Genomic DNA, 12,778 nt, shown 5'->3' with positions numbered 1-12,778 from the left:
AGCAACACGAGAACCTTCTCGAGAAAAAACGGAGAACACGAAAGTGCCTACGATTAACCAGCTGGTCCGAAAGGGCCGGACACCCAAGGTCAAGAAGACCAAGGCTCCCGCGCTTAACGGCAGCCCGATGCGTCGCGGCGTTTGCACGCGCGTTTACACCACCACCCCGAAGAAGCCGAACTCGGCTCTGCGCAAGGTTGCACGTGTGCGCCTCAACGGTGGCGTGGAAGTTACCGCCTACATCCCCGGTGTTGGCCACAACCTCCAGGAGCACTCCATTGTGCTCGTGCGTGGAGGCCGTGTGAAGGACCTTCCCGGTGTCCGTTACAAGATTGTCCGCGGCGCACTGGATACCCAGGGCGTCAAGAACCGCAAGCAGGCTCGCAGCCGCTACGGTGCAAAGATGGAGAAGAAGTAATATGCCTCGCAAGGGTCCGGCCCCCAAGCGGCCGCTCGTTGTAGATCCCGTATACGGCTCCCCGTTGGTCACTCAGCTGATCAACAAGGTTCTCGTTGACGGCAAGAAGTCCACCGCAGAGCGCATCGTTTACGGTGCCCTCGAAGGTGCCCGCGAGAAGAGCGGCGGCGACCCCGTTGCAGCTCTGAAGAAGGCAATGGAAAACATCAAGCCGAGCCTTGAAGTTAAGTCCCGCCGCGTCGGTGGCGCCACCTACCAGGTTCCGGTTGAGGTCAAGCCGGGCCGTGCAACTGCACTGGCCCTGCGCTGGCTGGTTGGCTACTCCAAGGCCCGCCGCGAGAAGACCATGACCGAGCGTCTGCGCAATGAAATCTTGGATGCCTCCAACGGCCTCGGTGCCGCTGTCAAGCGTCGCGAAGACACCCACAAGATGGCCGAGTCCAACAAGGCCTTCGCACACTACCGCTGGTAACAGAGCCTTAGGGACGGCGGCGGCCCGCCGCCGTCGTCCCTTGCCTCACCTAGATAGGGAGAAATCGTGGCACAGGACGTGCTTACCGACCTCAACAAGGTCCGCAACATCGGCATCATGGCCCACATTGACGCCGGCAAGACCACCACTACTGAGCGCATCCTGTTCTACACGGGTGTGAACCACAAGATCGGCGAAACGCACGACGGCGCTTCGACGACCGACTGGATGGAACAGGAAAAGGAACGCGGCATCACCATCACGAGCGCCGCCGTGACCTGCTTCTGGGACAAGAACCAGATCAACATCATTGACACCCCGGGCCACGTCGACTTCACCGTCGAGGTTGAGCGCTCCCTGCGCGTCCTCGATGGCGCCGTTGCCGTCTTCGATGGCAAGGAAGGCGTGGAGCCGCAGTCCGAGACTGTCTGGCGCCAGGCTGACAAGTACGAAGTTCCCCGCATCTGCTTCGTCAACAAGATGGACAAGCTGGGCGCTGACTTCTACTTCACCGTAGACACCATCATCAACCGCCTCGGCGCCAAGCCGCTGGTCCTCCAGCTGCCCATCGGTGCAGAGAACGATTTCGTTGGCGTTGTCGACCTGCTCCAGATGCGTGCACTGGTCTGGGCCGGCGACTCCAAGGGTGACGTCACCATGGGTGCCGCCTACGAAGTCCAGGAGATCCCCGCGGACCTGCTGGAAAAGGCGAAGGAATACCGCGCCGCTCTGGTGGAGACCGTTGCAGAGTCCTCCGAAGAGCTCATGGAGAAGTACCTCGAGGGTGAAGAAATCACCGTCGCGGAACTGAAGGCCGGCATCCGCAAGATGACGATCAACTCCGAGCTGTACCCGGTTCTGTGTGGCTCCGCCTTCAAGAACCGCGGTGTCCAGCCGATGCTCGACGCCGTCATCGACTTCCTGCCGTCGCCGATGGACGTGCCGCCGATGATCGGCCACGATCCCCGCAACGAGGAGATCGAGCTGACGCGCAAGCCGAGCACCGAGGAGCCGTTCTCGGCTCTCGCGTTCAAGGTTGCCACGCACCCGTTCTTCGGCCAGCTGACCTTCATCCGCGTGTACTCCGGCCAGATTTCCGCCGGCACCGGTGTGGTCAACTCCACGAAGGGCAAGAAGGAGCGCATCGGCAAGCTGTTCCAGATGCACGCCAACAAGGAAATGCCCGTTGAGGAAGCCCTTGCCGGCCACATCTACGCTGCCATCGGCCTGAAGGACACCACCACCGGTGACACCCTCTGCGACAGCAACGCCCAGATCGTGCTCGAGTCCATGAGCTTCCCGGAGCCCGTGATCTCGGTTGCCATCGAGCCCAAGACCAAGGGTGACCAGGAGAAGCTGTCGACGGCTATCCAGAAGCTCTCCGCCGAGGACCCGACCTTCCAGGTCTCCCTCAACGAGGACACTGGCCAGACCATCATCGCCGGTATGGGCGAGCTGCACCTGGACATCCTGGTTGACCGCATGCGCCGCGAGTTCCGCGTCGAGGCAAACGTGGGCAAGCCCCAGGTTGCCTACCGCGAGACGATCAAGCGCGCTGTGGCCAAGCACGATTACACGCACAAGAAGCAGACCGGTGGTTCCGGCCAGTTCGCAAAGATCCAGATTGCGATCGAGCCCATGGACACCGCCGACGGTGTGATGTACGAGTTCGAGAACAAGGTCACTGGTGGCCGTGTTCCCCGCGAGTACATCCCCAGCGTTGACCAGGGCATCCAGTCCGCACTCAACGATGGCGTGCTGGCCGGCTACCCGGTTGTTGGCATCAAGGCCACGCTGCTTGACGGCGCTGCCCACGATGTTGACTCCTCCGAAATGGCCTTCAAGATCGCCGGTCGCATGGCGTTCAAGGAAGCCGCTCGGATGGCCAACCCGATTCTGCTCGAACCGCTGATGGACGTTGAGGTCCGCACCCCTGAGGAATACATGGGTGAAGTAATTGGTGACCTCAACTCCCGCCGCGGCCAGATGCAGTCCATGGAGGATGCCAGCGGCGTCAAGGTCATTCGTGCCCTGGTCCCGCTGTCCGGCATGTTCGGCTACATTGGCGATCTGCGGTCCAAGACCCAGGGTCGCGCAGTGTACTCGATGCAGTTCGACAGCTACGCCGAGGTCCCGAAGGCAGTTGCCGACGAGATCATCCAGAAGTCCCGCGGCGAATAGTCGCACTTATGCTCTCGCCTCGGCCGGCACTAAGCTGGCAGAGGCGAGAGCAGCAGGTAATTTCACCAAATCAAAAGCCCCCAGTAGACTTGCTGCAGATTCAGTGACGAAAAGCGTCGCTGAGAGCAAGTCATCTGAACACGTTCTAGGAGGAACCCGTGGCGAAGGCAAAGTTCGAGCGGACTAAGCCGCACGTTAACATCGGCACCATCGGTCACGTTGACCATGGTAAGACCACGTTGACGGCTGCCATTTCCAAGGTACTGTACGACAAGTACCCGGCACTCAACGAGCAGCGAGACTTCGCTTCCATCGACTCGGCTCCCGAGGAGAAGCAGCGCGGTATCACGATCAACATCTCCCACGTTGAGTACCAGACCGAGAAGCGTCACTACGCACACGTTGACGCCCCCGGTCACGCTGACTACATCAAGAACATGATCACCGGTGCTGCCCAGATGGACGGCGCTATCCTGGTGGTTGCTGCTACGGATGGTCCGATGGCCCAGACCCGTGAGCACGTTCTGCTGGCCCGCCAGGTTGGTGTTCCCTACCTGCTGGTCGCCCTGAACAAGTCCGACATGGTTGACGACGAAGAGCTCCTCGACCTCGTGGAGATGGAAGTTCGCGAGCTGCTCAGCTCGCAGGGCTTCGACGGCGACGAAGCACCTGTCGTCCGCGTCTCCGGCCTGAAGGCTCTCGAAGGCGACCCCGTTTGGGTCAAGACCGTCGAGGACCTGATGGACGCTGTGGACGAGCACGTCCCGGACCCCATCCGCGACAAGGACAAGCCGTTCCTGATGCCGGTTGAAGATGTCTTCACCATCACCGGTCGTGGAACTGTTGTGACGGGCCGCGCCGAGCGTGGAACCCTCGCCATCAACTCCGAGGTCGAGATCGTCGGCATCCGTCCGGTCCAGAAGACCACGGTTACCGGTATCGAGATGTTCCACAAGCAGCTCGACGAGGCTTGGGCCGGCGAGAACTGTGGTCTGCTGCTCCGCGGCATCAAGCGCGAAGACGTAGAGCGTGGCCAGGTTATCGTCAAGCCGGGTTCCATCACCCCGCACACCGATTTCGAGGCCAACGTCTACATCCTGGCCAAGGATGAGGGTGGACGCCACAACCCGTTCTACTCGAACTACCGCCCGCAGTTCTACTTCCGTACGACGGACGTGACCGGCGTTATCACCCTGCCCGAGGGCACGGAAATGGTTATGCCCGGTGACAACACCGAGATGACCGTTGCGCTGATCCAGCCCATCGCCATGGAAGAGGGCCTCGGCTTCGCTATCCGTGAAGGCGGCCGCACCGTTGGTTCGGGCCGTGTCACCAAGATCATCAAGTAGCATCTGCTTCTTGTAGTTCTGAAGAAAACCCCCGGCTTCGGCCGGGGGTTTTCTTTTGTGCCCGGACCGGCCCCCGCCCCTTCTCCAGATGGCAGCAGCCGCCGGCATGGCGCCCGGAGGCGGCGTTGGCTGCCGCACAGTCGCGTGCCAGCGGGCCCGGGAGCCCCGCAGGGCGGCCAGGGAGCCGGCGATGCGCCCCGGCTGGGGGAGTGGACTCGCCGCGGCCGCTGGGCCGGCGGCGTCCGCCGCGGGGGAGGGAGGCGCCGGAGCCCCTCCGGCAGGCATCCCCGCGGGGCCGGATTGGCTATTTCCCGCCCCATCCGGCATACTAGATGAGTTGTTCAAGTGCTTCTCCGTGTCCCGGTCGAGATAATGCTCGATGCAGGGTCCAAGTTGAAGACCAAACATAACCCACCACCGCAAACGAGCGGGTACGTGCGTGATTTTATCGCGACACGCCCGACCGCGGGGGTCGGAGCTTCGGCGGATTGAGGAACCCGGAAATGTCCGGATTCAGTTCGTTGGGAGCGTGGCTGAAAGAGCCACAGCTAAAGGAAAGTAAACAGCGTTTACGTCAACAGTGCTGCTACGTATGGGCGCTATGTCAGGAAAGAGAGTCACGACGCCATGGCGGGACAAAAAATCCGCATCCGGCTGAAGTCGTATGACCACGAGGTCATTGACGTATCAGCCCGGAAGATCGTTGAGACGGTCACGCGCGCAGGCGCAACGGTAGTCGGCCCGGTGCCGCTGCCCACCGAGAAGAACGTGTACTGCGTTATCCGTTCTCCCCACAAGTACAAGGACAGCCGCGAGCACTTTGAAATGCGCACGCACAAGCGTCTGATCGACATCATCGACCCCACGCCGAAGGCAGTTGACTCGCTTATGCGCCTCGACCTCCCCGCCGACGTGAACATCGAAATCAAGCTGTAGGGGAGGGACGAGAAAACTATGACCGCTACCCGCAACGTTAAGGGCATCCTGGGCACGAAGCTCGGCATGACCCAGGTTTGGGACGAGAACAACAAGCTTGTTCCCGTGACTGTCGTCCAGGCAGATTCCAACGTCATCACCCAGCTGCGCAACGCCGCTGTTGATGGATACACCGCTGTTCAGATCGGCTACGGCCAGATCGATCCTCGCAAGGTCACCAAGCCGCTGGCTGGTCACTTCGAGAAGGCTGGTGTCACCCCCCGCCGCCACGTCGTCGAGCTGCGCACTGCAGACGCCGACACCTACGCCCTCGGCCAGGAGCTCTCCGTTGAGATCTTCGAAGCCGGCCAGAAGGTCGACGTCGTCGGCACTTCAAAGGGTAAGGGTTTCGCCGGTGTTATGAAGCGCCACGGCTTCCACGGTGTTGGTGCCTCGCACGGTGCCCACAAGAACCACCGTAAGCCCGGTTCCATCGGTGGCGCATCCACCCCCAGCCGCGTCTTCAAGGGTGTGCGCATGGCCGGCCGCATGGGTGGCGAACGCCACACCACGCTGAACCTCACGGTTCACGGCGTCGACGCTGCGAAGTCGCTGCTGCTCATCAAGGGTGCCGTCCCCGGCGCCCGCGGCCAGGTCGTCCTCGTGCGCACCGCCGTGAAGGGAGCATAAGTAAATGGCTACTGTAAAGGTTGAACTGCCTGCAGAGATCTTCGACGTACAGACCAACGTGCCGCTGCTGCACCAGGTCGTCGTTGCTCAGCTCGCTGCTGCACGCCAGGGTACCCACAAGACCAAGACCCGCGCCGAGGTTTCCGGTGCAGGCCGCAAGCCGTTCAAGCAGAAGGGCACCGGCCGCGCCCGTCAGGGTTCCATCCGTGCTCCTCACATGACCGGCGGTGGCGTTGTCCACGGTCCGACCCCGCGTGACTACAGCCAGCGCACCCCCAAGAAGATGAAGGCTGCTGCCCTGCGCGGCGCCCTGTCCGACCGGGCACGCAACGGCCGCATCCACGTTCTCGCCGAGATCGTTGCCGGCACCACGCCGTCCACCAAGGCTGCCTATACGGCTCTGCGTTCGGTTTCCGACCGCAAGAACCTGCTGGTTGTCCTGGACCGCGCCGCCGATGTTGCAGCACTGTCTGTTCGCAACCTGCCCGAGGTACATGTGCTGTACGTCGATCAGCTGAACACCTACGACGTGCTGGTTTCCGACGACGTCATCTTCACCGAGGCTGCCTACGAGGCATTTGTCTCCGGCAACGCTGCTGCCGAGGCTTTCGCTTCCAGCATCCTGCTCGAAGAAGACGTTGAGATTGTCGCCACCGAGGCTGCCGAAGGCACCATCAAGGGCAACAAGGACTCCATGAAGTACCACGTTCCCGGCTCCCGTTGGTATGACGCCACCGTGGCCGAGGTCTGGTTCGCAACGGTCGAGGAAGCCAAGGCCGCTGGCTTTGTTCCCGCCGGTGGCGAGGCAGCCCAGACTATTGAGGAGGACGCCAAGTGAGCGCAGCCACCATCAAGGATCCGCGCGACGTCGTCATTGCACCCGTCGTTTCGGAAAAGAGCTACGGCCTGATCGACGAAGGTAAGTACACCTTCCTGGTCGACCCCCGCTCGAACAAGACCGAGATCAAGCTGGCCGTGGAGAAGATTTTCTCCGTCAAGGTCGACTCGATCAACACCATCAACCGTGCCGGTAAGCGCAAGCGGACCAAATTCGGGTGGGGACAGCGCAAGAACACCAAGCGCGCCATTGTCTCCCTCAAAGAAGGCACAATCGACATCTTCGGCGGTCCGCTTTCCTAAGCGGAGACCACTTTAACGAGGAAATAAAACATGGGAATCCGTAAATACAAGCCGACAACCCCGGGCCGTCGCGGCTCGAGCGTTGCCGACTTCACCGAAATCACGCGGTCGACGCCGGAGAAGTCTCTGGTCCGTCCGCTCCCGAAAAAGGGTGGCCGTAACAACACCGGTCGTATCACGACGCGTCACAAGGGTGGTGGCCACAAGCGCCAGTACCGCCTGATTGACTTCCGTCGCCACGACAAGGATGGCGTCAACGCCCGCGTTGCCGAGATCGAATACGATCCGAACCGCACCGCCCGCATTGCTCTGCTGCACTACGTTGATGGCACCAAGCGCTACATCGTTGCACCGAACAAGCTCAAGCAGGGTGACTTTGTCGAGGCCGGTCCGGAAGCGGACATCAAGCCTGGCAACAACCTGCCGCTGCGCAACATCCCCGTGGGTACTGTCATCCACGCTGTGGAGCTGCGTCCCGGTGGCGGTGCCAAGATGGCCCGTTCCGCTGGTGCATCTGTTCAGCTCGTCGCCAAGGAAGGCCGTTTCGCCCAGCTGCGTCTGCCCTCCGGCGAAATCCGCAACGTTGACGTCCGCTGCCGCGCGACGGTCGGCGAGGTCGGCAACGCCGAGCAGTCGAACATCAACTGGGGTAAGGCCGGCCGTATGCGCTGGAAGGGCGTCCGCCCGACCGTGCGTGGTGTGGCTATGAACCCGGTCGACCACCCGCACGGTGGTGGTGAGGGTAAGACTTCCGGTGGACGTCACCCCGTCAACCCGAACGGTAAGCCTGAGGGCCGCACCCGCCGGCCCAACAAAGAGAGCGACAAGCTTATTGTTCGTCGCCGCCGTACTGGCAAGAACAAGCGATAGGAGCCTGGAGACATGCCACGCAGCCTGAAAAAGGGTCCCTTCGTTGACCAGCACCTCTTTGTCAAGGTAGCTCGGGAAAACGAAAAGGGCACCAAGAACGTCATTAAGACCTGGTCCCGCCGCTCGATGATCATCCCGGACATGCTGGGTCACACGATCGCCGTGCACGATGGCCGCAAGCACATTCCCGTGTTTGTGACCGAGTCGATGGTCGGGCACAAGCTCGGCGAATTCGCCCCCACGCGGACTTTCCGCGGCCATGTCAAGGACGACCGCAAGGGCAAGCGCCGCTAGGCGCTGCTTCTTACGGCTAAGACGAGAGAAGGATAGCAATGGAAGCCAAGGCAATTGCGCGTCATATTCGCGTAACGCCTATGAAGGCCCGGCGCGTCGTCAACCTGATTCGTGGCAAGCAGGCGAATGAGGCATTGGCGATTCTGAAGTTTGCCCCCCAGGCAGCTTCGGAGCCGGTATTCAAGGTAGTTCAGTCCGCGATGGCAAACGCCCGCGTTCTGGCAGACCGCGACAGCGTCGCTTTCAGCGAAGGCGATCTGTACATCAGCGAGGCATTCGTTGATGAGGGCCCCACGATGAAGCGGTTCCAGCCGCGTGCACAGGGTCGCGCATTCCAGATCAAGAAGCGCACCAGCCACATCACTGTGGTTGTCGCGACCCCGAAGAAAGAGGAGGCTCGCTAAGTGGGACAGAAAGTAAACCCGCACGGGTTCCGTCTCGGGATCACCACGGACCACGTTTCGCACTGGTTCGCGGACAGCAACAAGCCCGGACAGCGCTACAAGGATTTTGTCCGCGAGGACATTCAGATCCGTGCACTGATGTCCACGGGCATGGAGCGCGCTGGAATTTCCAAGGTTGAGATCGAGCGCACCCGCGACCGTGTCCGTGTGGATATCCACACTGCACGTCCGGGCATCGTGATCGGCCGCCGCGGCGCCGAAGCAGACCGCATCCGCGGCGAGCTGGAGAAGCTGACCGGCAAGCAGGTCCAGCTGAACATCCTGGAAGTAAAGAACCCGGAAGCAGACGCTCAGCTTGTTGCCCAGGGCATCGCCGAGCAGCTGACTTCCCGCGTGGCTTTCCGCCGTGCGATGAAGAAGGCCATGCAGTCCGCACAGCGGACCGGCAGCGTCAAGGGCATCCGTGTCGCTTGTGCAGGCCGTCTGGGTGGGGCAGAAATGTCCCGCACCGAGTTCTACCGCGAAGGTCGTGTGCCCCTGCACACCCTGCGCGCCAACATCGACTACGGCTTCTTCGAAGCCAAGACCGTGTTCGGCCGCATTGGTGTCAAGGTCTGGATCTACAAGGGTGACGTCACGAGCAAGGAACTGGCTGCCCAGGCAGCTGCTGCTCCTTCCCGTGGCCGTGCTCCCCGTCGCGATGGCGACGACCGTGGCCCCCGTGGCGCGGCTCGTGGCGATCGTCGTCGCACCGACCGCACCGATGCTCCGGCTGCCACTGAGGCTCCCGCAGCCGCAGAGGCCGGCGTGCCGGCAGCAGAAGGAGGACAGGCTTAAATGCTTATCCCACGTCGAGTAAAGTTCCGCAAGCAGCACCACCCGGGTCGTTCCGGTCAGGCTACTGGCGGCACCACGGTTAGCTTTGGCGAGTGGGGCATTCAGGCCCTTACTCCGGCCTACGTGACCAACCGTCAGATCGAGTCCGCTCGTATCGCCATGACGCGCCACATCAAGCGTGGTGGAAAGGTGTGGATCAACATCTACCCCGACCGTCCGCTGACCAAGAAGCCGGCCGAAACCCGCATGGGTTCCGGTAAGGGTTCCCCCGAGTGGTGGGTCGCCAACGTCAAGCCGGGTCGTGTTCTCTTTGAACTCGCCGGTGTCAATGAAGAGGTAGCTCGCGAGGCCCTGCGCCTGGCAATCCACAAGCTGCCGTTGAAAGCACGCATTGTGCGTCGCGAAGGTGGTGAGTAGACATGGCAGTTGGGTCCAAGGATTTGGCACCTGCACAGCTTGACGGATTCGACAACGAGCGTCTCGTTGAAGAACTCCGTAAAGCTAAGGAGGAGCTGTTCAACCTCCGTTTCCAGTCCGCCACTGGTCAGCTGGAAAACCATGGCCGTCTTCGTGCTGTAAAGCGCGACATCGCCCGGATCTACACCATTCTGCGTGAGCGCGAGCTGGGCATTCGCCCGAACGTCGTTGCCGCACCGGTGGTAGAAGCGAAGTCGGATAAGAAGGCCGAAAAGGAAGCCAAGAAGGTCTCCAAGAAGGCTGAGCAGTCCGAGGAGGATGCCAAGTGAGTGATGTTGTAAACAACAATGACGAGGCTGCCGTGCGCGGCGAGCGCAAGAAGCTGCGCGGCTACGTCGTCTCGGACAAGATGGACAAGACCATCGTTGTCCAGGTCGAAGACCGCGTAAAGCACGCCCTGTACGGCAAGGTCATCCGCCGCACCTCCAAGGTCAAGGTCCACGATGAGGCGAACACCGCCGGCATCGGTGACCTGGTCCTGATCAGCGAAACCCGGCCGCTCTCCGCGACCAAGCGGTGGCGCCTGGTCGAGATCCTCGAGAAGGCCAAGTAGTCCTTAGCACTACGAGTCTGTAGCGCTAAAGCGTGGAGGGCCCGCTGCCAGCAATGGCAGCGGGCCCTCCGGGCGTTAAGGCGGCCTGCAACCTACCACTGGCCGGAGTCGAAGTCCATCCGTGCTAAGATTGTGAGTTGCTGCGCCATTTCCGCCTGACCAATTACGGTGGCGGCAGTTGGCGCGCGTAAACCTCGTAAATTTTCGTGCCACTACAAACTGCCGCACGCGTCGCGAAGCCCGCTTCGCACCACACCGTTCGGAAAGTGCAGTTGGCACGGCAATTTAGGCCCGTTCTGGCAAAATCCAGGCAGGCCGAGAGACATCCCGAACAATCCGTTCCGCAAGGCTTGTCCATAGATGGTTATGGCTAAGAACCGGCGCGACGAACAGGAGAAATAAGTGATTCAGCAGGAGTCGCGGCTTAAGGTCGCCGACAACACGGGGGCCAAGGAAATCTTGACCATCCGCGTTCTCGGTGGATCTGGGCGCCGCTACGCAGGCATCGGTGACGTCATCGTTGCCACCGTCAAGGATGCTATCCCTGGCGGAAACGTCAAGAAGGGTGACGTCGTCAAGGCTGTCATCGTTCGTACCAAGAAGGAACGCCGCCGTGCGGATGGTTCCTACATCAAGTTCGATGAGAACGCAGCAGTGATTCTCAAGAACGACGGGGACCCCCGCGGTACCCGTATCTTCGGCCCCGTGGGCCGCGAGCTTCGTGACAAGAAGTTCATGAAGATCATCTCGTTGGCTCCGGAGGTGCTGTAACTTATGGCAAAGATCAAGAAGGGTGACCTGGTTCAGGTCATCACCGGCGCCAAGGCTGAGCGCGGCGGCGACCGTGGCAAGCAGGGCAAGGTTCTGCGCGTGTTCCCCGAGACCAACCGTGTCCTGGTGGAAGGCGTCAACCGCGTCACCAAGCACACCAAGGCTGGCCAGACGGAACGCGGCACCACTACCGGTGGCATCGAGACCGTTGAGGCTCCGATCCACATCTCCAACGTTGCTGTGGTGGACCCGTCCACCAAGAAGCCGACCCGTGTCGGCTACCGCACCGAGACTGTAGAGCGTGACGGCAAGGCGCGCGAGGTTCGCGTACGCTTCGCCAAGAGCTCCGGGAAGGATCTGTAATGAGTGCTGTAACTGCAGAGAACGCTCCCAAGATCATGCCTCGCCTGAAGGCCCGCTACGCAGCGGAGATCAAGAAGACCCTGCAAGACGAATTCGGTTACGAAAACGTCAACCAGGTTCCGCGCTTGGTCAAGGTTGTTGTGAACATGGGTGTTGGAGATGCCGCCAAGGACTCCAAGCTGATCGACGGCGCTGTCCGCGATCTGACCCTGATCACCGGCCAGAAGCCGCAGGTCACCAAGGCCCGCAAGTCGATCGCACAGTTCAAGCTGCGCGAAGGCATGCCGATCGGTTGCCACGCCACGATGCGTGGAGACCGTATGTGGGAATTCGTGGACCGTCTGGTGTCGCTGGCTCTGCCGCGTATCCGCGACTTCCGCGGCCTCAACGGCAAGCAGTTCGATGGCAACGGAAACTACACCTTCGGTCTGACCGAGCAGGTTATGTTCCACGAGATCGACCAGGATTCCATCGACCGCGTCCGCGGCATGGACATCACGGTTGTGACGACTGCCAAGACCAATGACGAGGGCCGCGCGCTGTTGAAGGCGCTTGGTTTCCCGTTCAAGACCGAAGATTAATTAGCTACGTAATAGGTCCGGGTTTTCCGGAAACCGTTATGAGGAAGGGCTAGAGCCCAATGACCATGACAGATCCTGTCGCAGACATGCTTACGCGTCTGCGCAACGCAAACTCGGCATACCACGACACCGTGACCATGCCGTTCAGCAAGCTCAAGGGCCACGTCGCCGACATCCTCAAGGCTGAGGGTTACATCGCAGCCTGGAAGGTCGAAGACGCTGAGGTTGGCAAGAAGCTGACCATCGACCTGAAGTTTGGCCCGGAGCGCCAGCGCTCCATCGCCGGCATCCGCCGCATCTCCAAGCCCGGTCTGCGCGTTTACGCAAAGTCCACCAACCTGCCGCACGTGCTCGGTGGTCTGGGCATCGCCATCCTGTCGACGTCCTCCGGTCTGCTGACCGACCGTCAGGCCTATAAGAAGGGCGTGGGTGGGGAAGTCCTCGCCTACGTCTGGTAGTAGGG

At 61.3% G+C, this 12,778-nt stretch carries 19 protein-coding genes; all 19 read left to right on the top strand.

Annotation, left to right across the window (positions count from 1 at the left end):
- Positions 1-43: 43 nt before the first annotated feature.
- The 19 genes from rpsL (at position 44) to rpsH (ending at position 12,773) form a co-directional block, all read left to right on the top strand.
- Positions 44-418 (top strand): 30S ribosomal protein S12, encoded by a 375-nt coding sequence (gene rpsL / locus ACQCSX_RS10690; RefSeq protein ID WP_011692814.1) that lies wholly within the window; start codon positions 44-46, stop codon positions 416-418.
- Between the two features lies 1 nt (position 419).
- The gene (rpsG, locus tag ACQCSX_RS10685; RefSeq protein WP_427015310.1) at positions 420-890 is read left to right on the top strand and encodes a 30S ribosomal protein S7; all 471 of its coding nucleotides are present in this window, start codon (positions 420-422) and stop codon (positions 888-890) included.
- A 66-nt stretch (positions 891-956) separates the two neighbouring features.
- On the top strand, positions 957-3,071 hold the full coding sequence (fusA, locus tag ACQCSX_RS10680) for an elongation factor G (RefSeq protein WP_427015309.1): 2,115 nt from the start codon (positions 957-959) through the stop codon (positions 3,069-3,071).
- A gap of 158 nt (positions 3,072-3,229) precedes the next feature.
- The gene (gene tuf / locus ACQCSX_RS10675; protein WP_427015308.1) at positions 3,230-4,420 is read left to right on the top strand and encodes an elongation factor Tu; all 1,191 of its coding nucleotides are present in this window, start codon (positions 3,230-3,232) and stop codon (positions 4,418-4,420) included.
- 627 nt (positions 4,421-5,047) lie between these two features.
- A complete protein-coding gene (gene rpsJ / locus ACQCSX_RS10670; protein ID WP_003803825.1) occupies positions 5,048-5,356 on the top strand; it encodes a 30S ribosomal protein S10 in 309 nt (102 codons plus the stop codon).
- Positions 5,357-5,374: 18 nt separating this feature from the next.
- The gene (rplC, locus tag ACQCSX_RS10665) at positions 5,375-6,025 is read left to right on the top strand and encodes a 50S ribosomal protein L3 (protein WP_427015307.1); all 651 of its coding nucleotides are present in this window, start codon (positions 5,375-5,377) and stop codon (positions 6,023-6,025) included.
- Positions 6,026-6,029: 4 nt separating this feature from the next.
- The gene (gene rplD, locus ACQCSX_RS10660) at positions 6,030-6,863 is read left to right on the top strand and encodes a 50S ribosomal protein L4 (RefSeq protein ID WP_427015306.1); all 834 of its coding nucleotides are present in this window, start codon (positions 6,030-6,032) and stop codon (positions 6,861-6,863) included.
- On the top strand, positions 6,860-7,165 hold the full coding sequence (rplW, locus tag ACQCSX_RS10655; RefSeq protein ID WP_026555775.1) for a 50S ribosomal protein L23: 306 nt from the start codon (positions 6,860-6,862) through the stop codon (positions 7,163-7,165). The genes rplD and rplW overlap by 4 nt, the downstream gene beginning before the upstream one ends.
- Before the next feature lie 30 nt (positions 7,166-7,195).
- Entirely contained in the window at positions 7,196-8,035 is an 840-nt protein-coding gene (gene rplB, locus ACQCSX_RS10650) for a 50S ribosomal protein L2 (protein ID WP_427015305.1), read from the top strand.
- Between the two features lie 12 nt (positions 8,036-8,047).
- The gene (gene rpsS, locus ACQCSX_RS10645; protein WP_003803803.1) at positions 8,048-8,329 is read left to right on the top strand and encodes a 30S ribosomal protein S19; all 282 of its coding nucleotides are present in this window, start codon (positions 8,048-8,050) and stop codon (positions 8,327-8,329) included.
- Positions 8,330-8,367: 38 nt separating this feature from the next.
- On the top strand, positions 8,368-8,733 hold the full coding sequence (gene rplV / locus ACQCSX_RS10640; protein WP_427015304.1) for a 50S ribosomal protein L22: 366 nt from the start codon (positions 8,368-8,370) through the stop codon (positions 8,731-8,733).
- A complete protein-coding gene (gene rpsC / locus ACQCSX_RS10635; protein ID WP_427015303.1) occupies positions 8,734-9,570 on the top strand; it encodes a 30S ribosomal protein S3 in 837 nt (278 codons plus the stop codon).
- On the top strand, positions 9,571-9,987 hold the full coding sequence (rplP, locus tag ACQCSX_RS10630; protein WP_427015302.1) for a 50S ribosomal protein L16: 417 nt from the start codon (positions 9,571-9,573) through the stop codon (positions 9,985-9,987).
- 2 nt (positions 9,988-9,989) lie between these two features.
- On the top strand, positions 9,990-10,316 hold the full coding sequence (rpmC, locus tag ACQCSX_RS10625) for a 50S ribosomal protein L29 (protein ID WP_427015301.1): 327 nt from the start codon (positions 9,990-9,992) through the stop codon (positions 10,314-10,316).
- On the top strand, positions 10,313-10,600 hold the full coding sequence (rpsQ, locus tag ACQCSX_RS10620) for a 30S ribosomal protein S17 (protein WP_427015300.1): 288 nt from the start codon (positions 10,313-10,315) through the stop codon (positions 10,598-10,600). Before rpmC ends, rpsQ begins: the two co-directional genes overlap by 4 nt.
- A gap of 402 nt (positions 10,601-11,002) precedes the next feature.
- On the top strand, positions 11,003-11,371 hold the full coding sequence (gene rplN, locus ACQCSX_RS10615) for a 50S ribosomal protein L14 (protein WP_005267743.1): 369 nt from the start codon (positions 11,003-11,005) through the stop codon (positions 11,369-11,371).
- 3 nt (positions 11,372-11,374) lie between these two features.
- Positions 11,375-11,734: a 50S ribosomal protein L24 gene (gene rplX / locus ACQCSX_RS10610; RefSeq protein ID WP_427015299.1), complete on the top strand. Its 360-nt coding sequence runs from the start codon at positions 11,375-11,377 to the stop codon at positions 11,732-11,734.
- Complete coding sequence (gene rplE, locus ACQCSX_RS10605) at positions 11,734-12,315, top strand: 50S ribosomal protein L5 (protein ID WP_427015298.1); 582 nt, start codon at positions 11,734-11,736, stop codon at positions 12,313-12,315. The genes rplX and rplE overlap by 1 nt, the downstream gene beginning before the upstream one ends.
- 59 nt (positions 12,316-12,374) lie before the next feature.
- The gene (gene rpsH / locus ACQCSX_RS10600; RefSeq protein WP_427015297.1) at positions 12,375-12,773 is read left to right on the top strand and encodes a 30S ribosomal protein S8; all 399 of its coding nucleotides are present in this window, start codon (positions 12,375-12,377) and stop codon (positions 12,771-12,773) included.
- Positions 12,774-12,778: the final 5 nt, after the last annotated feature.

Origin of the sequence: Pseudarthrobacter sp. P1, from assembly GCF_050156935.1 — a bacterium.
In the GTDB taxonomy this organism is placed as follows: Bacteria; Actinomycetota; Actinomycetes; order Actinomycetales; family Micrococcaceae; genus Specibacter.
Note: the sequence above shows the minus strand (reverse complement) of the source record. Positions and strands in the feature narration are given on the sequence as shown.

Excerpts from the sequence above, each read along its gene's own strand:
- rpsG (WP_427015310.1), top strand. The coding sequence starts at position 420 with ATGCCTCGCAAGGGTCCGGCCCCCAAGCGGCCGCTCGTTGTAGATCCC.
- rpsJ (WP_003803825.1), top strand. The coding sequence starts at position 5,048 with ATGGCGGGACAAAAAATCCGCATCCGGCTGAAGTCGTATGACCACGAG.
- rplC (WP_427015307.1), top strand. The coding sequence starts at position 5,375 with ATGACCGCTACCCGCAACGTTAAGGGCATCCTGGGCACGAAGCTCGGC.
- rplD (WP_427015306.1), top strand. The coding sequence starts at position 6,030 with ATGGCTACTGTAAAGGTTGAACTGCCTGCAGAGATCTTCGACGTACAG.
- rplB (WP_427015305.1), top strand. The coding sequence starts at position 7,196 with ATGGGAATCCGTAAATACAAGCCGACAACCCCGGGCCGTCGCGGCTCG.
- rpsS (WP_003803803.1), top strand. The coding sequence starts at position 8,048 with ATGCCACGCAGCCTGAAAAAGGGTCCCTTCGTTGACCAGCACCTCTTT.
- rplV (WP_427015304.1), top strand. The coding sequence starts at position 8,368 with ATGGAAGCCAAGGCAATTGCGCGTCATATTCGCGTAACGCCTATGAAG.
- rplP (WP_427015302.1), top strand. The coding sequence starts at position 9,571 with ATGCTTATCCCACGTCGAGTAAAGTTCCGCAAGCAGCACCACCCGGGT.
- rpmC (WP_427015301.1), top strand. The coding sequence starts at position 9,990 with ATGGCAGTTGGGTCCAAGGATTTGGCACCTGCACAGCTTGACGGATTC.
- rplX (WP_427015299.1), top strand. The coding sequence starts at position 11,375 with ATGGCAAAGATCAAGAAGGGTGACCTGGTTCAGGTCATCACCGGCGCC.
- rplE (WP_427015298.1), top strand. The coding sequence starts at position 11,734 with ATGAGTGCTGTAACTGCAGAGAACGCTCCCAAGATCATGCCTCGCCTG.
- rpsH (WP_427015297.1), top strand. The coding sequence starts at position 12,375 with ATGACCATGACAGATCCTGTCGCAGACATGCTTACGCGTCTGCGCAAC.